Source organism: Candidatus Binatia bacterium, assembly GCA_026415395.1.
GTDB lineage: Bacteria > Desulfobacterota > Binatia > HRBIN30 > HRBIN30 > HRBIN30.
Genome location: JAOAHD010000003.1, coordinates 192,647 through 211,006 on the forward strand (window position 1 = coordinate 192,647; position 18,360 = coordinate 211,006).

Below are 18,360 nucleotides of genomic sequence, written 5' to 3' on the forward strand. Positions count from 1 at the left end.
GCTGACGGTGCGCAACGCTTGTTCAGGTCGTTCTGACGGGATAAACGGACAGTCAGTTCCGCAGTAAATGCACCGCAGTGAGGAGCTCGCGTAGGGGCAACGGACAGTCCAAATTCGTCTGAAGGGGACGAAGCCAGAATGCAGGGACCGTTAGGGCGCGCAACCGTAGCAGCGGCCGGCCAAACGCTTGCGTTGGGACGGGGGCTGGTTGCGGCTCTTCGAGGGGAAGGTGCGGCAGAGCGCTACGCGCAGGCGCAGGCCTCTGCCATGCAGAGCGCGGTGCCGTCAATCGCACGGGCTGTCTTGGTCATCATGTGTGGGTACGTCGTCGCCCAATTGTGGTTCCGGCCTGCGCAGGTGTGGGCGGCTTGGCCGGCGTACGTGGTTCAAATCGCAACGGCGGCTTTGCTGCTAGTGGGGATGAGGTCGACCTGGCTTCGGCATCGTGCCGAGACTGCGTTTGCCGTTGGCGAGTTCGCCTTTACTACCAGTCTCGTGCTGCAGCTTTTGAGCCCTGAGACGGCACCCGCCGGCATTGCTGGCTTCATCGCAATCAAGTTGATGGCGACCGCTTTGTTTGTGCCCTGGCGTGCCCGCCGCCAGTACTTGTCGGTGGCTTACACACTGGCAATTTACGGATTGGCATTGGCGGCGGCGCCCCACCTCGCAAACGAAGACAAGAAGTTGCACCTAGTGGCCGTGCCCGTTATCGCGGGTCTCTTGTCGGCTCTGGGGACTGCGCGTGCCGTGGGATTGCGGCGGACATTGCTGGACCAGACAGCGGAGCGGGAAACGGCAGTGGCGCGCCTTCAGCTCGTGCTCGATTCGATGCCTGTTGGATGCATCATCAGCGACGCGAGTCTCCGGTATGTCTATTGGAATCGGGCCGCCGAAGATATCTTCGGTTACAAGGTGGACGAGGTGGTGGGCAAAAGCGCCGTTGATGTGATCACGCCGCCCCATCTGCGGGAATTGTCAGTTCGCGGTTTTGAAGAGCTAGCCCGCGAGGACCATATGCTCGGGCCTATGCGTTTGGAAAACGTGACCAAGGATGGGCGTACGATCGTATGCGAGTGGAGCGCGGTTGCACTCCGCAATCCCGATGGGTCGTTTGGTGGAATGTTGTCCATGTGCCAGGATGTTACTGAGAAGCACCGCGATGAGGAGGCAAGGCGAGAACTGATCGCGCAATTGCAAGAGTCAGATCGAGTTCGGGCGGCGTTTGTTGCCACGTTGTCGCATGAACTCCGTAGCCCCATCAATGTGATTCTTGGCTATCATGACTTATTACTAGAGGGCGTGTTTGGCCCCATCAGTAGCGAGCAAAGAGAAGTGATCGACCGAGTGGGACAAGCAGCGCGACAGCTTCTCGAGTTAGTGACGTCGACACTCGAGGTTAGCCGAGTCCAGGCCGGGCGCAGTGCACTGAACTTACAGTTAATCCATCCGGCGGCTCTTCTCGAGCAAATTCGCTTGGAAACTCGCGAAATGCAGGAGAAAGAAGGCGTGGAGGTCCAATGGCAGGTGCCGGAAGGTCTTCCGCCAATTTACAGTGATGCGGCGAAGCTGAAGGTGATTGTGAGGAACCTATTGTCCAATGCTTTGAAATACACGGATGAGGGTGTCGTGCGGATCAGGGCTGGAGAAGCTACGCGCGGGTTGGAAATCGAAGTTTCTGACACGGGGTATGGCATCCCACCAGATGCCCTACCCCACATTTTCGAGCCCTTCCGACAGTTCCATACACACACTGGTAGTGCAGGGGCCGGCTTGGGGTTGTACTTGGTGCGTTTATTTGCTGATCTGATCGGCGCTCAGCTCAGCGTCCAGAGTGAAGTGGGTAAGGGAACCACGTTCACAGTATCGATCCCATTGCAACCGCCAGGGACTTTGGTGCGACCGTGAATCTCAGCGTCGCCGTTTCCGCAGTTCCTCTTCGTAATACTGTCGGTAAAGGACCTCCCATTCGCGGCTACCCGGAGGGACCCGACGCGATAAGCTGGCGATCTTGCGGCGAACGAAGGCGTCGATCTGTTCGTCCACCTTGTGGTCCTGCTCGAGGACCCTTTTGATTTCATTCAGCGCTAGCCGCTGGTTACGCACCTCCGCCAGTCCCTCTCGCTGCAACGTCTCTAAAATGCGGTGGGCGAGGAACGATTTGCGCCCTTCTGAGAATTCCACGGTCACCTCGTCACAGCACAAAGCCGCGTTCGCGAGCGAGTCGCTCCTTGATGCCGAGGACGAGCTTGCGCCGATCTAGGTCTTCGCGACCTCGTACGTATTGTTCTGCCATTTCCTCAGCCTCGCGTTCTAGCGCAGCCTCCTCCTCAAAATTTTGGTATAGCAGGTCAGCGACGCGCTGCTGGATTGTAAGCGGGTCTGTCTTGGGCAGAATCAAGTCACGGTCCGTTAAGGCTCTCACGATCGCTTGGGCAAGCGCTTGCACCTGGCCCGGTTTGACTCGCATGACTCTTGTTTACGGGAACAGTGCAATGCTGACAAGCCGCGCCTAAGCTAGCGTGCCTTCGCGTGAGATTTGCGTTTTGCAACGGCGCGCTTGCGGCCACTCGCCGCCGACGTTGACTCGTGCTCATCCGCCCTCCCAGACTTCGCTCGGAGGCGTGCGAGCTTCCGCTCAACTGCGTGCAGGCTTTCCTCAATTCGATTGAGCTCTTTGCGGACGGCTGGGTGGGCGGCGAGTTTTTCCACTGACGCTCGCACCTGGGCGTCGATTCGCTGTTGCAGCAATTCAAGCTGCTTCTGCGGCACCTCGAGAAGTTCCTCTAGCAGCTTTTTGCCGGCTGCGGCACGCGCGTCCGTAGCAGCCGTGAACTGCTGCATGCTCCGATGCGCAAATTCCTCGATCGCTTCCCGCCCTCGCTCTACGCTGGACCGCAGCTCTTGCAGTGCCTCGCCACCTTGCTGAATCAGCCAGCGCAACACCGGAATGGCGACTAACGGGCGCGGTTTTTTCTGCTCCTCAAAAATGATCTGGGCAAAGGTCACCGCGGTCAGATCCTCGCCAGTTTCGTTGTCCACCACACGCACATCTTCTCCCGCGCGTACCAGGCGAGCGATCCCCTCGAGGGTGACGTACCGACTCGTTGAAGTATCGTAAAGCTTGCGGTTGCCGTAGCGCTTGATGATTCGTGCCATAACATTCGACGCTGTTCAGACCGAGTTGAGCCGCTATCACACGCTCCCTTGCCGATGCAACAGGTGCCTTCCCATGGCCCCGCCTGGCATATGAGGAAGACACCTCAGCGGAGCCGGGGAACGGGTGAGCAATCGAGACGGCTTTTTCACTCGCTCCCGATGGTCTTTCGGGTTTCTGGACCTAACAGCGAAGGGCATACCCAACGGTCCTCAGTCGAGTGAGCCCGCAGGTGTGGTGGCGAGGATCACCAGTGCTACGGCTTGCAGGCACGTGTTGCCGCGGGTAGCGTCGGTTGCCGTGGCGGAAATTCGGCGCTTCGTTGTTGCGGCGGTTCAGTTGAACGCCTCGAGCGATAAGCAACAAAACCTCGACAAGGCGGAGGGATTTATTCGCGAGGCGGCGCGGGCTGGGGCCCGTCTTGTAGTTCTCCCGGAAGTGTTTTTTTGGCGTGGTTTACCTGAACAAGAGCGAGATGCTGCGGAGCCGATTCCAGGCCCAGCGGTGACTCGCATGGGGCGCTTAGCGCGTGATCTCGGTATCTACTTGCTTGCAGGCTCTATCTTGGAGCAAGCCGACGCCAGGTTGCCGTTCAATACCAGTGTGCTGCTCGATCCGGCCGGTGAAGTCGTCGCTCGCTATCGGAAAATCCATTTATTCGACGTGCATGTTCGGGGGCGTGTGGAGATCCAAGAATCTGCTCGTCGCTCGGCAGGAAATGACGTCGTTGTGGCCTGCACTCCCTTGGGAAACCTTGGGATCGCCATTTGTTACGATTTGCGTTTCCCCGAGTTGTTTCGTGCGCAAGCGGCAAAGGGGGCGGAGATTATTCTCTTGCCGTCTGCTTTCACCTTTGTCACCGGAGCAGCGCACTGGGAACCGCTGGTGCGGGCTCGAGCCATTGAGAACCAAGTTTACTTAGTGGCCCCGAATCAGATTGGCCGGGGCGAGGGTGGGGTGGAGAACTACGGCCACTCTTGTGTGGTGGATCCATGGGGAGTGCTGTTGGCGCAGGCGCGGGACCAGGAATGTGTCGTCTATGCTGAGGTGGATCATGATTACCTCGAATCAGTCCGGAGGCAGTTGCCAGCGCTGCGTCACCGACGGCTCCGGGATGAGGCATGAGCGACGCCCAAAAACTCAGGCGCCTGGATTGGCCCCGAAGGAAGGCGTTGCTAACACACTCGGGTCGTGGAGCGGACGAACAGACCCTCTTCTGGGCGGAAAGGCTTTTTCCGCGTGGTGCCCACTGATCGAGCTCGGGCATTGATCGCTGGGATTCGGCCGATCCGCGACACGGAGCTCATCCACGTCAAAAATGCTGCGGGCCGTGTGCTTGCCGCCGCAGTGAAAGCGCGGGCAGATGTTCCGCATTTTGATCGTGCAGTGATGGACGGTTACGCAGTGCGCGCTGCGGACACCTTCGGCGCTTCCGAAAGTCAGCCCGTTTACCTGCGCGTTGTTGGCTCAGTGGAGATGGGAAAAACGGTGAGGCGCCCTATCCACCAAGGGGAAGCCATGCGCATTAGCACTGGTGGGATGCTGCCTCCGGGTGCGGACGCCGTAGTGATGATCGAGTACACGGAGGAGCTAGGCGACGCGACGGCGGAAGTGCGCCGTGGGGTGGCACCCTGGGAGAATGTTCAGCGGGTGGGCGAAGATGTAAGACGGGGTTGCTTACTATTCGATAAGGGTTGGCGTTTACGCTCCTTCGATCTCGGAGGATTAACGGGTACTGGGGTTACCCACGTGCGCGTCTTCCGTAAACCACGTGTCGCCCTGATCTCCACAGGCGACGAAATCGTCCCGCCTGACGCCAAGCCCAAGCCCGGACAGGTCCGCAACATCAATGAGTACGCGCTGGTGCCCGTCCTGGAGGATGCCGGCGCAGCAGTGACTGATTACGGCGTCATTCGCGACGACGCGGAATTGTTTTCCCGCAGCCTGGCGAAGGCGCTCGAGTCGCACGATGCGGTCATGTTGTCGGGTGGCAGCTCCGTTGGGACGAAGGACATCACTCTTGCGAGCATTGCATCTTTGCCCGGAGCATCGGTGGCTTTTCATGGGATCTCCATTGCGCCGGGTAAACCGACAATTCTTGCGTTCGCGATGAAGAAACCGATTTTGGGTATTCCCGGACACCCCATGTCGGCGTTAGTCATCGGGCTGCTGTATGCAGCTCCACTTGTACGCGTGCTTGGCGGGGAGCGACCAGAGCGTGTTTTCCAGCCTAAAAGCCGAGTTCGTGCAATCCTAAGCGAGCCGATCGCCTCCGCTCCCGGACGGGAGGATTATGTCCGTGTCAAGCTGGAGGAAACCAACGGACTTCGGCGCGCGGTTCCAATGCCTGGAAAGTCCGCGTCGGTCTTCAACTTGATTCATGCCGACGGGCTAGTGGCCGTCCCCGCCTATGCTGAAGGACTCGAAGCAGGTACCGAGGTCGAAGTCCTCTTGCTTTAAGGATCCGCTGCCCTACCGCCGGACGCAGCGAGCAGCTCTTGGGCTTTCAGCCAGTTCTCTAGAATGGAGTTCACCTGCTCCGGTGCTTCTTGCTGCACCCAGTGAGACACGCCGGATAGATAGTGGAGTTCCAGACTTTGAACGAATTGGTCGGTCCCGAAGGTGGTTTCTTTGCCCAATGCATCGTCTTCTTCTCGCCAAATCATCAGGGTGGGAACCTCGATTTGAGGATACCCCAACTTGCGCTGCCGCGTAGCAACGCCCTGTAGTAATTCAGCATGGCGGTCAGGGCACCCGGGATCGCCGCATACTGAAGGTAAACACCGACGACTTCGGGTGGAAATCGCGCTGGGTTGCGGCTCATCCGGATGAAAGCCTGGCGAATCGCCAGAAAGTCAAACGCGGCAAGAGCCCACTCCGGTAGCCAAGGTAACTGGAAAAATAATACGTACCACGAGCGAAGAAGTTGTTTTCCCCAGAGGGCGCGCTCCATCACCCCAGGATGGGGCAAGTTTAGGATCACCAGGCCGTCCAGAGGGCGAAGCCAGCGCATGGCAAAGTACCAAGCGATCAGCGCACCCCAGTCATGGCCTAAGAGCAATGTTGCCTCGCAGCGGCTCGCATCGACGAGAGTGCAAACGTCGTGCTGCGAGCATTCAATCGCATAGTCCTGAACCCGCGGTGGGCGAACACTCCCCCCGTAGCCTCGCAGGTCTGGTGCCCAGACCCGAAAACCAAGCTCGGCCAGCAACGGCATTTGGTACCGCCAGGGGTACCAGCACTCCGGAAAGCCGTGCAGACATAGGGCGAGTCGATCCCCTAGTCCCAGTTCTGCCACGTGGAAGGCTGCGTCGTCCCTCGACACTCATAGGTGCCGAACCCCCTTCACTTCGCCAGCGTACCATGTGCCTTTTGAGCTCATGACTAACGGTGTAATGAGAACGTGATGACTAGGCTACCTCCAGCAGTGAGCCTCGGTACGTCCAAGCAACCCAGGTGGGATAACTGGAGGCGAGAGTTGCCAGTCGACGGAGGGCAATCGAGAGCTCGCCGAGATTCTTGGTGCGCATCATGCGTCATCGCGTTGGCTTTCTGGTCGGCACTCGCGCCCCGCGCTGGGCTTGGTTCGGCGGTTGTCCCTGTGCCTGTGGGTGCACTCTGGCAGCATGCGCAAGCAGCGGCGCTCGTCCGAGTGACGGTTAAGGAAAGTTTCCGAAGACCTGGCGGGAGCCTTTACACGAGGGTGAGTTTGGAAATTTTGCAGGAGGTTCTTGCCGCACCGTTGCCGAGCCCGCTCATCCTAGAGTTGCCTGGTGGTGAGCGAGACGGTGAAATCGAAGTGACCTCAGGGATCCCTGACCTTGAGGTGGGGGCGACCTATGTCTTGCTGTTTACGCGCCGAATCAATGGTGCTTGGGAGCCTCTCCAATTGGAACTTGGCGTTTTCTCTGTCGCTCTTTCGGGCGACATCGATGCGCGTCGCAAAGAGTCTGCCGTTCTCATTATCGGTGCACCTGGCATCGACGGCACAGCACGGTGGACCTGGGAAGAATTTTGGCGCGAGGCGCAACAAGCTCGCCCGTCCGTTGTTGTTCCTGTGTTCCGCCGAGAGTGGCTTGCTCCGTCTGTTGGGGCACGGTTCCAGCTCGCGCGGCCACTCGCGCGTTTATTCGAAAGCGATTTGGGCATCGGGGTTCCCTTTGCCATCGACCCTCGGGGAGATGGCATTCTGGGGCCCACTGCGGCTCGAAGCGCGGTGCTCCAAGGGTTAAGCGCCTGGAGTCGACAAGACGATGCCTCGTTAGAGCTCCTCGACGGAGGCGATCTGCAAAGCCTTGATAGCTCTTGTCCGGATCCATCGGGGCAGCCATTCAAGGTCCGATTTCGAGATCCCGACAACGCGATTCCGGATCCGATCGACTGTCGGGGAATCCTTGCCTTGACCAGTTACCGAGCGACTTCGAACGAAAGCAAGATCCTGAACGGGCAAAATTTTGCACGGATCCGTTGTGCCACTCTCTCCTTCGCCGACGGGTGGGGTGGGTGCGAAGTGTGGAACCCATGCAACCTAGCCGAGATTGCGGCCCACGAGCTTGGCCATGCGATCGGCCTCGGTCACTCTTCGGAACGGGTGCCAGAGCCGAGCAGCAGGCTACGTGACGCAACCATGTATGTCCAGGCGCACTTTGATGGGCGTTGCGCAAGTTTGCGGGAAGACGACATCGACGCTTTGCGTTTTCTCTATCCGCTGCCGCCTCCCCTCTCTATCTTGGGAGACGTTCTATTGCCTCCCGCGATGATTGGAACGCCTTACAATCATGTGTTTCGTGTGGAGACGGCGGCACCGCCGGTGAAGTGGAATCTCACTCGCTCGGACTATTGTGGATTGCGACTCGACGATGACGGCCGTCTCCACGGTAGTTTGCCTGCGTGCCAGTGTTGGAGTCGCAATGTACCGCCGCCTCCGACTCCGCTGCCCACCCCGTACTTCTTCGTGATGGCCGAAGATGCAGCCTGCTCAGCGCACACCCGCTTTTTCACCATTCCGGTGGATCATGAGTCGTTGCCGCCTGGCACGCCTCTTCCGAGCTGCACGCCCACGCCAACGGGCGCAGGGATGCCGACAGGCACCGCGATACCTACGGTCCCGTGTGTTACTCGAACACCAACCTCGACTTCTACCGCGGCTCAAGTTGTGACGGCGACTCCCACCAGGGACGGCACCGTGCCCTCGACTACAGTGACCGTTGGGCAAACGCCGACGCCGACGGCACGAGGGGGATGCGTTGGCGATTGCGACGAGTCTGGAAGGGTGACGATTGACGAGGTGGTACGGATGGTAAGGGTAGCCATGGAATTGGTGGAGCTGTCGCAATGCCGTGCTGGCGATGCCAACCGCAACGGCAGCATCACCGTTGAGGAAATTCTCCTCGCCGTCAACCGACTGTTTGAGGGGTGTTAGCGGACAATTTCCGCTGGCGCGATTCTCTTGGCAGCAAGTCGGCGGTTTGCGATGAGCTGCTTGTATGTCGCGAGTACGGTTTCTTCGAAAACGGAGCCTCCGTGAGGCCGTGGATGCGCTTCTAAAGCAGGCGGGTCTCAAACCAGTGGCAGAATGCGTGCCGGTAGAGTCTAGCCTGGGCCGAGTGCTGGCTGAGCCAGTCTTCGCGATGATCTCCGTGCCCCACTATCACGCCGCCGCTATGGATGGGATTGCCGTTAGAGCCGAAGACACGTTCGGGGCCACCGAGGCGCAACCGGTGCGGCTCCAAATGGGGGCAGACGAGCGCGGGTTTTGCTTTGTCGATACCGGGCAGCCGCTCCCTGCCTGGGCAGATGCGGTGATCATGATCGAGCACGTGGTGCCGGTCGGCAACGTGGAGGTGGAAATTCGTCAGGCGGCGAGCCCTTGGCAGCACGTACGGATTGTGGGGGAAGACATCGTCGCCAGCGAACTCTTACTGCCGCGTGGCCATCGGATTCGCCCGTACGACATTGGGGCGCTGCTTGCTGCGGGCCACCTCCAGGTGTCAGTTGCCCGAAAGCCGAAGGTTGCCATTATTCCGACGGGCAACGAGTTGGTGGAACCTGGAGAACTGCTCGCTCCAGGGACGATCATCGAGTTCAACTCGCGAATGACGGCTGCATTCCTCCAGGAATGGGGAGCCGAGCCGAGCCGCTATCCTCCAGTGCCAGACGACCCTGAGGCATTGCGCTCCATTTTGGAACGCAGCGTTCTCGATCACGACGTTGTGGTTTTCATTGCTGGGTCATCCGCCGGGGAAAGGGATCACACGGTCGAAACCCTGCGCCAGGCAGGTGAGGTCTTGGTCCACGGCATTGACATTATGCCCGGAAAACCGGCGATCTGTGCACGAGTGCAGTCGAAACCCGTTGTTGGGCTTCCAGGGTATCCGGTGTCGGCCGCGATCGTCGCTTTGCAAGTGTTGCGACCTTTAGTGTACCAGGGGTTGGGTTTAGCACCCTCGTCGGTTCCTCAAATTGATGCTGTGTCCCCGCGCAAGGTTCCGTCGAAGCTAGGGATCGAGGAATTTGTTCGGGTGACTCTGGGCACCGTTGGCAAAAAGGTTATCGCCCTCCCCTTGCCACGGGGCGCAGGCGCAATCAGTACGCTGGTGCGGGCAGACGGCTTTCTGCGCATCCCGTCGGATAGTGAAGGCGTCGAGGCTGGCGCCAAGGTGCGTGTAGAACTCCTTCGTGACTGGGCGGAAATCGAGGGCACCATCTTGGTCACAGGCAGTCATGATTTGACCCTGGGACTGTTGGAGGATGTCTTGAAGCAAGCCCACCCCGAGTTACGGCTGGCGTGCTCCAACGTAGGCAGCCTTGCTGGCTTGATCGCATTGGCCCGCGGGGAGACGCACGTGGCGGGAAGCCATTTACTGGATCCTGAGAGCGGCACCTACAACCTCGTCGATGTCGAGCGAGTGGTCGGACGCAAACTTGCGGTTGTTGTGCGTTTAGCGGTGCGTGAGCAGGGCTTGATCGTTGCCTCAGGAAACCCAAAAGGCATTTGCGGGGTCAAAGATCTGGCACGGCCTGATGTGCGGTTCGTAAACCGCCAGCCCGGGGCGGGAACACGTGTGTTGCTGGACGTACTTCTCAGAAAAGAAGGGATCGACCCTCGATCCGTCCGCGGATACGAGCGAGAGGAGTTCTCCCACATGGCTGTGGCAGTGAGCGTTGCCAGCGGCCTTGCGGATTGTGCCCTCGGGCTGCGGACCGCGGCGCTCGACCTCGGCCTCGATTTCGTTCCCTTGGAACGGGAAGAATATGATCTGGTGTTTCGCCGAGATTTTTACCGCAGTGAGCGCGGGCAGCAGTTGTTCGCTGCGCTACGCTCGGAAACGTTTAAGCGGCTTGTAAGTAGACTCGAAGGGTACGACGTGAGCATGGCGGGAACGGTCCGAGAGTGGAAATAGCGTTGCACGGCGAATTCTGGGCGTGGCTACGGATCGGAGCGAGCCCGAAACGTTCCCGCGTCGTTTCTGATAGCTGCGGAAAAGTCGGCCTCCCAACAAGCGTAGTCGTTCACCAGTTGAATTTTTGCCGGGAGTGCAATGGGTAGCCCCGGGGGTAAGAAATTCGTGGTACCAGCCTTGAACAGAATGCTGGCGTTGCCCTCCGTCCCGCCGGTGAGCTGTAGCCGGGTTACGCCAAGGGGAGCTCCACTGCGATTCGTGTAACGGAAACCTTTGCCTGTTTGCACCCAACAAGGGCGATTGCGTCCGCAGAATCCACCTGGCGAGACGTTCTTTTCCCACAACAAGGTTGGTTGACCACCTTGATCCACGTAGAGGCAGACGTCGAAATCCGTGGCACCCCGCGGATCGCCGAACAATACTGGATCCGTACTTTGCCCGCGACTCCATCGCCAGACCAGCGACGGAGGGCGGTTACTCGGCGTTCCAATGCGAAGCATGCTTCCCCCTGCAACAGTCACACGCTTGCATCCGGTCTGAGGGCTGCTGCCACCCACGCAAACGCCACTGGCGCACTGATCCGGATTCGTGCACCGATTGCCATCGAAACACGGGCTTCCGTCCGGGCGCGGTGTGCCCACGCACGTACCCGACCGGCACTGATCGTTCTCCGTGCAATCATTGTCGTCGTCGCAGGGAGATCCGTCGGCCGCGCCCTGACATGTCGCGGGGATCATCGTGATCGTGATTTGATACGCACCGCTGCCCCCGTAAGGGTACACGAGTGCAGACCAAGGTCCGTTGGTGGGTGACGGGAAGCGGCAAGCCGCCATGGGGCTGCTTCCGTCGTCCTTACAATCGTAGGCCTCTCGCGTGACACCGGGAGCGCTGCGCACGTATAGATCGAAATCGCGCGTTGCATTGGAGGTCACCCGAAGTTCCACCGTTTGTGGCGGAACCTCGAAGTCGTAAGTTACGCCCTGGCCGGTACTGGCTGTCGCGGTGAACGCTAGAACGGTAACCTCGGGATCGCCCACCTGTGCTTCGCTTCCGCACGCTGTGGCATTCAGGTCACTGCCAGCTTGCGTCTCGATCCACGACCTGTAGTTGTACACGTTGGCGTCGTAACTGTCGTCAGGTGGAAGGCAGCCCTCGCTCGTTCCTCCTGACGCGATACCAGCTAGCAACGGGCCAGTGCCAAAGTCCACGAACAGGGGCCCACCGGAGTCCCCGTTGCAGGTGTTCGAGTTCGTGGCTGGATCGCCTAGGGGAGAGCGGAACGCCCAACAAACCGACGTCTGCGACGAAATGCCATTGGTGCACTCGGTCGTGACCACGTTGCCATACCGTTTGATTCCATAGTCGGTCTTGCCGCCGCCGGTGAGTCCGTAGCCGACAATGGTGCCTGGCGTGCCATTCGGTGGCGATGCCTGGGTGTTGATTCGCGCTGGTCGGATATTCCCTGCCGGTGCATCGAGGCGGAGGATCGCGACGTCTCCCTTGGGGAAGTCGAAATCGCTGCGCACGGCGATGCTTTGCACGGGAATTACCCCCACATGAGGAAGAAACACAAAGTACTGTGACGGATTCGGAGCGCCGGGCTGCCCAGGTTGGCAGTTGGCACCCACGGTGTCGCAGACACAGTGCGCAGCCGTGGCGAACGTCTGGCAGCCAATCAGCGTACCCGTGCAAATTCCGACTGCAGTTGTGGGCGAGCCCAGTTGGCTAAAGAGTAGCGCCCCAACTGGCGGATAGTTCTCGGTCGCCAGGCCATTTACAATGGGACTTTCAGACCCGATTGTGAATGCCCTGGTGCTGCCACCGCACCACAGCGCAACCAACAGAAGGGTCAAGGTTGCGACTTTTCCCGCGGCAATTGTGTTTTGCTTACTCGGCATCCGAGTCGTCCCTCCTGTTGCTGGTTTGCTCGCGTTTCTCAGCCGTTATGCCGCGCACGTACGTTGGCTGCTCGACTTCGGTTTGCGAAGTTCTTCCAGAGCGGCCTTCAGGACACGCGGTAACCGAATCACGCTATCCACCAGAGTCACTTCTGGAATCCACTCGGCAACTGCTTGCTCACCGCGGGCAGCCGAACTCGTACCCCGGATACTGCGAAACGCTTTGAGCACTGCCGGCGCCATCGGTGCCAGTTGGGTGCCCCGGATGGCAAAGATGCGGTGGCTAGGAGCTGCCAAACTAAGGTACGCAGCGCCGTAAGTTCCGCCTCCTAGAACGGTGAAAATTGTGTGGCCAGAGAGCCGTGTAGCCACATATGCCCGAAGGCACTCGGCGAGGACCTTGGGTAAGCCAAACCGTTCTTGCTTTAGATCAACGATGTGGCCTTGGCAGAAGACAAAGTTGGCGACAATGGCGTGAGCGGGCGGTGCGATTCCAGCACAAGTGCGAAGCTTTTCCACGATGGTGGTTGCCTCGACAATCCCAATTCCGCCTCGCTCATCCGCGGCTGGCCCCACGATGATCCCAAGGGCTGGCAGCTCTTCCAATATTCCCCAGGCGGCTTGGACCAAGCCACCGTGCGCAACTGCTTCTGTCGGACGCCACTGGCCCCGAAAGGAATAACGAAGGAGGTCACGCCGCCGTCGCCTAGGCTCCGCAGGCCTTTCCCCTGTGGCTGCCCAACGACGTTGGCGCTCTCGCAGCCATTCGGCTGCCTGCTGGACGCGATCTACGAGAGGCACGCGAGCCAATCCTTGCAGCTCCTCGCAGCAGCGGCCCAAGGCTTCCCGCAACGACTGGGCGTTGTCAGGCAGGACTTCCGAAACGTCACCTTGGAATCGGCGCTCCGCTGCTGAGGTGGTCTGAAGTCCTTCGGTTTCTGTCGCTTCCGGGTCAACCGCCGAAAAGAGTTTCGGACCCGTCAGTCCCCAGTGTGTTCCCTCCATCATCACGAGGCGGTCTGGCAACGCAGCCATTACCGCGGGAGCGCCAAAGCAACCGCGGGGACCCGAAATGAAAGCAATCGTCGGCCCTCCGCGTAGCGACCGCTCTGCCAACAGTACGCCAGCTGCAGAGGTGGCGGCCAGCGCCCGGGGCCCCTCTTCCACCCGAACGCCTCCTGTATCCAGCCCAAGAATTAACGGCGTCCATTCCGACGACGGTTCGGCCGCAGCCAGTGAGCCGCGAAGGAATTGGGTGAGGGCGGTAGCCTCCTCGACTCCGAGGGTTCCGCCGCGAACGTGCCCGTCCAAGAGGGCCAACAAAGTCTCTTTCCCGAAAATCCGCCCGGTGGCGAGAATCAATGGGCTGTGCTGCCGCGCCCAAACGGTGCGTAAACTCCCTGTGTCGCACAATGCCTGTGCACGATCAGCTCCGCAGAGGCTGGAGAAAGACTTCTGTCGCATCCCGGCGGATCGCTTAAGTGCCCTGCACGCAGCCAATCACTGATCCCAACCGGGCACGAGGAGCGCTGGCGGTAGACGAATCCATATAGTCAGTATGCTGACTCTGACCGCAGCACGCAACCAAAAATGGCCTGTGCCGCAGCGGAGAGCAGGCCCCTCGGGTCGAAGGCCTGGTCCACTGCGACCCGCCTGCGTGCGCTTTGCCTAGGCGTGCGGCGCACCCTGCGCCGGATCAGGTGCCCTCGCTCCAAGACGATAAGTAGGCGCGCTGTTCGGGGGTGAGCCGATCGATCCGAATGCCCATGCTATCGAGTTTCAAAGAGGCGACAATGTCCTCTACGTGTTTAGGCACGGGGTGCACGCGGACTTCTAAGCCGCCATTTCTGCTGATGCGGGCAACCCACTCCGCGCAAAGCGCCTGAGTGGCAAAACTCATATCCATGACTGCGGCTGGATGCCCCTCGGCAGCGGCTAAGTTGACCAGCCGTCCCTCGCCGATCACGTAAACCCAACGGCCGTTGCGCAGTAAGAAGCCATCGACATTCGGTCGCACGTCCTTCTGCACGCGCTGCGAGAGCTTGCGCAGAGCCTTTAGGTCGATCTCGATGTCGAAGTGACCGGAGTTCGCCAGAATTGCTCCATCCTTGAGCGACAGGAAGTGCTCCTCGCGGAGAACGTGTTTGTCGCCAGTGAGCGTAATGAAGATGTCGCCAACCTTCGCGGCCTCTTTCATTGGCATCACGCTAAAACCGTCCATCGCCGCTTCCAACGCGCGAATCGGTTCTACTTCGGTGATGATGACCCGCGCGCCCATGCCACGGGCACGTGCGGCAACTCCTTTGCCGCACCACCCATACCCAGCGACGACCACGGTGCGGCCGGCAAGCAGGATATTTGTGGCCCGAAGGATACCATCAATAGTAGACTGACCGGTACCGTAGCGGTTATCGAAAAGGTGCTTGGTGTCGGCGTCGTTCACTGCAATCACGGGAATCTTCAGGGCGCCGTCGCGCTCCATCGCCCGCAGCCGGATGACCCCGGTGGTGGTCTCCTCCATGCTGGCTCGTACCTGAGCTGCTTGTGCCGCAAACTCAGTGTGCAGGAGGGTAACGAGGTCGGCCCCATCGTCCATGGTGATGTCCGGACGCCGTTCGAGCACCGCTCGTAGATGGTTGTAGTAAGTCTTGTTGTCCTCCCCGCGCAGTGCGTAAACAGGAATCTCCTCGTACTTCACGAGCGCTGCGGCAACGTCGTCTTGGGTCGACAGCGGGTTTGACGCGCACAGAGCAACCGACGCTCCACCTGCTTTCAAGGTTCGCATCAAGTTGGCTGTTTCTGTGGTCACATGGAGGCACGCACCGAGCGTGACTCCGCGGAGCGGTTTCTCCTTGGCGAAACGATCGCGAATGCGGCGCAACACGGGCATCTGCTGATCCGCCCATTCGATGCGTCGCTTTCCGAGGGAGGCAAGTTTGAGGTCTTTTACGTCATACTGCTTACTCGGCATGCAAACTCCTTTGTGAAGATCCAAATCGGCCAACAGTGTCCTTTCGGAGCTAGATTCACTGCCCCAGAGAACGCAAGGGAACCTTCGCAGGTTCCCCTTAGAGGTTGGAGGGGGTACCGTACGAGCTCTTACGCCACGGGTTGCGTCGAGAGCTGCTGACTTACCAGGCGCGCTGGCGCTCCGACGGCACGCCGTAACTCATCGGCCCGATCCTCGCGCTCCCAAGTGAAGAAACCGTCTTCCGGTTGACGGCCAAAGTGCCCGTACGCAGCCGTACGCTTGTAAATTGGGCGTCGCAGATCGAGCGTCTGAATGATGTCTCGAGGCTTCAGTTCGAAGTATTCGCGGACGAGTTTCGCCAGCCTGTCATCGGACACCTCGCCAGTGCCGAACGTGTCCACGAGCACCGAGATGGGGTCCGCAAGACCGATGGCATACGCGAGCTGGACCTCACATTTCCTGGCAAGGCCGGCCGCGACAATGTTCTTCGCAATGTAGCGCGCCATGTATGCCGCACTGCGGTCCACCTTGGTGGGATCCTTACCTGAGAAGGCGCCACCGCCGTGCCGGCCGTAGCCCCCGTACGTGTCCACAATGATTTTTCTCCCAGTGAGCCCACAGTCACCCATCGGACCGCCAATGACGAAGCGGCCCGTCGGGTTCACGTGGATCTTGGTCTTCTCATCCACCAGTTCGGGCGGGAGGACTTTTTTGATGACCTCCTCCGTGACAAATTCGCGCAGGGTGTTGTAGCTGACGTTCTCGCTGTGCTGGGTGGATACAACGACTGCGTCGACACGGCACGGCCTGCCATCGCGGTACTCTACCGTGACCTGTGATTTTGCGTCAGGGTAAATGAATGGGTACCGGCCCGTCTTTCGCAATGCTGCCAGGTGCTGCACCAGTTGGTGGGCAAGCATGATTGGGCGGGGCATGAGTTCTGGGGTCTCATCGCAAGCGAAACCAAACATCAAGCCTTGATCGCCCGCTCCTTGCTCCTTCCCTTCACGCTCGCTCACTCCGAGGTCGATATCAGGGGACTGTCGATCGATGGCCGTGAGGATGGCACACGTGTTGGCATCAAAGCCCATTTCAGAGGAGGTGTACCCGATCTCCCGAATGGTTTCTCGCACAATTTCCGCATAAGGAACCTGCGCGTTCGTTGTAATCTCGCCCGCGACCACGACCATGCCAGTCTTGGCCAGGCTCTCGCAGGCAACGCGACTAAAGGGGTCGTGAGCAAGCAGAGCATCGAGAATGGCGTCCGAAATCTGGTCGCACATCTTGTCCGGATGTCCTTCGGAAACGGACTCGGACGTAAATAGGAAATTTTTTAATGCCATCGTTCTGTCCCTCTTTGTTCACGTACCTGGAATCTTGCGTTCAGAAGCGGATTACATGCGCAAGGCACTTAATATAGAGGCCGCGCCTTGGTCAAGCCGAACAGCCCTTTGGCCGATGCTGCGCCAAGCTCATGAATCCGCCGATGGTAAGTGATTTTCTCCGCCACCAGGAAATTGCCCACCTTTACCCTTGCAACCCCAGTTTGCGTCGGGCCACTGTGGGTCACTCTGCTTCATCGAACCCCCGCGCAAGCAGCTCTTCAATGGCGTTTAGTGCTTCCTGAGCTTGCGGCCCTTCAGCGGTAACCTCAATGCTAGTTCCTTGTCCGGCAGCAAGCATGAGGAGTCCGAGAATGCTACGGCCGTCGACAACCTGGCCGTCCTTGCAAACTTTGATTGTGGCATCAAATCGGGAAATCGTTTGCACGAGCATCGCGGCTGCCCGGGCATGTAGGCCCAGACGGTTCCGGATTGGCAACACTTTGGTAAGCACAAGCTGCTCCATCAGCGGGCAAATGCGAGCTGCATCTTTCTCTGTGAAACGGATTGGGTTCGCCCTCGACCTCAGAGTTTTTCATCTTCTTGGCGGATGATGTCATAAAGTTCCAGGGAGTCTCTTGCCACGAGGAGTCTTTGGCGAACGCCTGCGTCCTTTAAAAGTCGAGAGACGCGAGCCAAGGCCTTCAGATGAAGTCCCATAGACTCTTCGGGTAGGACCAGCAAAAAAATTAAGTGGGTCGGCTTGCCATCGATCGAATGAAAATCCACACCATCGCGATGGCGGCCAAATGCGGCGATGATTTGCTGCACGCCTTTTAACCGGCCATGAGGAATGGCGATGCCATCGCCAATCGCAGTCGTACCCCCGTGTTCCCTTTCCCACAGAACACTCAGCAACTCCTCTGCTTGGATGTTGGGGTAAACGCCGGCCACCTTTTCGGCGAGCTCGCGCAAAACCTCATCTTTAGTGCTGCCGCGAAGATCTGCGACAACCAGAGCCGGACTGAGAATATCGGTGATCCGCATACAGTGTCCGCAGTGCGTGTCTACCGATTAAGCGAGCTCTGGTTGGATGAGGGCAAGTTCACCATCCTTCTTGCGGTGCAAAATCGAGACGGAATCTGTGGCTTCGTCGTGGAAAAGAAAAAAGTCTTCGTTGGATTGCTCAAGCTGCAGCAAGGCCTCTTCCAACGACATCGGCTTTAAGGGAATGCGACGTGTAGTCACGCGCACACCCGCAGGCTGTGTCGACTCACCTTTCCGAACCGAGGCTACCTCAGGGAGTCGGGAGACTTTGTGGTCCTTTCGCTTTTCGTCCCATTTCTTAAGCTGCCGCTCGATCTTGTCGAGCGCTAGGTCAAGCGCCGAGTATAGGTCGGTAGTTTCCTCCACCGCTGTCACTTGAAGGTGACGCCCGGTAACCACGATCTCGGCACGATGGCGCTGCTTCTCCACCGCGAGAATGACATGGGCATCAAGCAAGTGCCGCGCAAACTTCTTTAGCCGCTCGACTTTTTGCGTCGCGTAGTTACGCAAGCCGTCGGATACGTTGACGTGCCGGAACGTGACAGTAATGTTCACGATGTCCCTC

At 59.2% G+C, this 18,360-nt stretch carries 17 protein-coding genes; 5 read left to right on the forward strand and 12 right to left on the reverse strand.

Annotation, left to right across the window (positions count from 1 at the left end; all coding sequences use genetic code 11):
- The first annotated feature begins 138 nt into the window (after window positions 1–138).
- Window positions 139–1,905, forward strand: coding sequence for a PAS domain-containing sensor histidine kinase (locus N3C12_03770; protein MCX8071558.1), 1,767 nt, complete (start codon window positions 139–141; stop codon window positions 1,903–1,905).
- A gap of 3 nt (window positions 1,906–1,908) precedes the next feature.
- Here N3C12_03770 and N3C12_03775 read toward each other — a convergent pair whose 3' ends face one another.
- The 3 genes from N3C12_03775 to N3C12_03785 are packed head-to-tail and all read right to left on the reverse strand — an operon-like array spanning window position 1,909 to window position 3,156.
- On the reverse strand, window positions 1,909–2,181 hold the full coding sequence (locus N3C12_03775; protein MCX8071559.1) for a DUF507 family protein: 273 nt from the start codon (window positions 2,179–2,181) through the stop codon (window positions 1,909–1,911).
- 10 nt (window positions 2,182–2,191) lie between these two features.
- Window positions 2,192–2,467: a DUF507 family protein gene (locus N3C12_03780; GenBank protein MCX8071560.1), complete on the reverse strand. Its 276-nt coding sequence runs from the start codon at window positions 2,465–2,467 to the stop codon at window positions 2,192–2,194.
- A 47-nt stretch (window positions 2,468–2,514) separates the two neighbouring features.
- On the reverse strand, window positions 2,515–3,156 hold the full coding sequence (locus N3C12_03785; protein MCX8071561.1) for a transcriptional regulator: 642 nt from the start codon (window positions 3,154–3,156) through the stop codon (window positions 2,515–2,517).
- A 271-nt stretch (window positions 3,157–3,427) separates the two neighbouring features.
- Between N3C12_03785 and N3C12_03790 the strand changes: the two genes are divergently transcribed.
- Together N3C12_03790 and N3C12_03795 are read left to right on the forward strand one after the other, a co-directional pair.
- On the forward strand, window positions 3,428–4,279 hold the full coding sequence (locus tag N3C12_03790; protein ID MCX8071562.1) for a carbon-nitrogen hydrolase family protein: 852 nt from the start codon (window positions 3,428–3,430) through the stop codon (window positions 4,277–4,279).
- A gap of 117 nt (window positions 4,280–4,396) precedes the next feature.
- Window positions 4,397–5,614, forward strand: coding sequence for a molybdopterin molybdotransferase MoeA (locus tag N3C12_03795; protein ID MCX8071563.1), 1,218 nt, complete (start codon window positions 4,397–4,399; stop codon window positions 5,612–5,614).
- Here N3C12_03795 and N3C12_03800 read toward each other — a convergent pair.
- On the reverse strand, window positions 5,611–5,820 hold the full coding sequence (locus tag N3C12_03800; GenBank protein ID MCX8071564.1) for an alpha/beta hydrolase: 210 nt from the start codon (window positions 5,818–5,820) through the stop codon (window positions 5,611–5,613). The two genes, N3C12_03795 and N3C12_03800, sit on opposite strands and share 4 nt — an antisense overlap.
- A complete protein-coding gene (locus N3C12_03805; protein MCX8071565.1) occupies window positions 5,820–6,452 on the reverse strand; it encodes an alpha/beta hydrolase in 633 nt (210 codons plus the stop codon). The genes N3C12_03800 and N3C12_03805 overlap by 1 nt, the downstream gene beginning before the upstream one ends.
- 405 nt (window positions 6,453–6,857) lie before the next feature.
- On the opposite strand from N3C12_03805, the gene N3C12_03810 reads away from it, so the two are divergent.
- Window positions 6,858–8,576, forward strand: coding sequence for a matrixin family metalloprotease (locus N3C12_03810; protein MCX8071566.1), 1,719 nt, complete (start codon window positions 6,858–6,860; stop codon window positions 8,574–8,576).
- A gap of 64 nt (window positions 8,577–8,640) precedes the next feature.
- Window positions 8,641–10,557: a molybdopterin biosynthesis protein gene (locus tag N3C12_03815; protein ID MCX8071567.1), complete on the forward strand. Its 1,917-nt coding sequence runs from the start codon at window positions 8,641–8,643 to the stop codon at window positions 10,555–10,557.
- A gap of 26 nt (window positions 10,558–10,583) precedes the next feature.
- On the opposite strand, the gene N3C12_03820 is transcribed toward N3C12_03815, so the two are convergent.
- The 7 genes from N3C12_03820 to raiA form a co-directional block, all read right to left on the reverse strand.
- A complete protein-coding gene (locus tag N3C12_03820) occupies window positions 10,584–12,455 on the reverse strand; it encodes a trypsin-like serine protease (protein ID MCX8071568.1) in 1,872 nt (623 codons plus the stop codon).
- A gap of 45 nt (window positions 12,456–12,500) precedes the next feature.
- Entirely contained in the window at window positions 12,501–13,919 is a 1,419-nt protein-coding gene (locus N3C12_03825) for a hypothetical protein (protein MCX8071569.1), read from the reverse strand.
- A gap of 232 nt (window positions 13,920–14,151) precedes the next feature.
- A complete protein-coding gene (gene ahcY / locus N3C12_03830; protein ID MCX8071570.1) occupies window positions 14,152–15,426 on the reverse strand; it encodes an adenosylhomocysteinase in 1,275 nt (424 codons plus the stop codon).
- Between the two features lie 128 nt (window positions 15,427–15,554).
- Complete coding sequence (metK, locus tag N3C12_03835) at window positions 15,555–16,769, reverse strand: methionine adenosyltransferase (protein MCX8071571.1); 1,215 nt, start codon at window positions 16,767–16,769, stop codon at window positions 15,555–15,557.
- Window positions 16,770–16,992: 223 nt separating this feature from the next.
- On the reverse strand, window positions 16,993–17,274 hold the full coding sequence (locus N3C12_03840; GenBank protein ID MCX8071572.1) for an HPr family phosphocarrier protein: 282 nt from the start codon (window positions 17,272–17,274) through the stop codon (window positions 16,993–16,995).
- Between the two features lie 59 nt (window positions 17,275–17,333).
- On the reverse strand, window positions 17,334–17,795 hold the full coding sequence (locus N3C12_03845) for a PTS sugar transporter subunit IIA (GenBank protein MCX8071573.1): 462 nt from the start codon (window positions 17,793–17,795) through the stop codon (window positions 17,334–17,336).
- 27 nt (window positions 17,796–17,822) lie between these two features.
- Complete coding sequence (gene raiA / locus N3C12_03850) at window positions 17,823–18,350, reverse strand: ribosome-associated translation inhibitor RaiA (GenBank protein ID MCX8071574.1); 528 nt, start codon at window positions 18,348–18,350, stop codon at window positions 17,823–17,825.
- Window positions 18,351–18,360 lie beyond the last annotated feature (10 nt).

What these genes read in the sequence shown, in the direction of transcription:
- metK (MCX8071571.1), bottom strand. Translation starts at nt 16,769, where the DNA reads ATGGCATTAAAAAATTTCCTATTTACGTCCGAGTCCGTTTCCGAAGGA.
- N3C12_03845 (MCX8071573.1), bottom strand. Translation starts at nt 17,795, where the DNA reads ATGCGGATCACCGATATTCTCAGTCCGGCTCTGGTTGTCGCAGATCTT.
- N3C12_03770 (MCX8071558.1), top strand. Translation starts at nt 139, where the DNA reads ATGCAGGGACCGTTAGGGCGCGCAACCGTAGCAGCGGCCGGCCAAACG.
- N3C12_03815 (MCX8071567.1), top strand. Translation starts at nt 8,641, where the DNA reads ATGTCGCGAGTACGGTTTCTTCGAAAACGGAGCCTCCGTGAGGCCGTG.
- N3C12_03820 (MCX8071568.1), bottom strand. Translation starts at nt 12,455, where the DNA reads ATGCCGAGTAAGCAAAACACAATTGCCGCGGGAAAAGTCGCAACCTTG.
- N3C12_03785 (MCX8071561.1), bottom strand. Translation starts at nt 3,156, where the DNA reads ATGGCACGAATCATCAAGCGCTACGGCAACCGCAAGCTTTACGATACT.
- N3C12_03780 (MCX8071560.1), bottom strand. Translation starts at nt 2,467, where the DNA reads ATGCGAGTCAAACCGGGCCAGGTGCAAGCGCTTGCCCAAGCGATCGTG.
- ahcY (MCX8071570.1), bottom strand. Translation starts at nt 15,426, where the DNA reads ATGCCGAGTAAGCAGTATGACGTAAAAGACCTCAAACTTGCCTCCCTC.
- N3C12_03840 (MCX8071572.1), bottom strand. Translation starts at nt 17,274, where the DNA reads ATGGAGCAGCTTGTGCTTACCAAAGTGTTGCCAATCCGGAACCGTCTG.
- N3C12_03825 (MCX8071569.1), bottom strand. Translation starts at nt 13,919, where the DNA reads ATGCGACAGAAGTCTTTCTCCAGCCTCTGCGGAGCTGATCGTGCACAG.
- N3C12_03800 (MCX8071564.1), bottom strand. Translation starts at nt 5,820, where the DNA reads ATGATTTGGCGAGAAGAAGACGATGCATTGGGCAAAGAAACCACCTTC.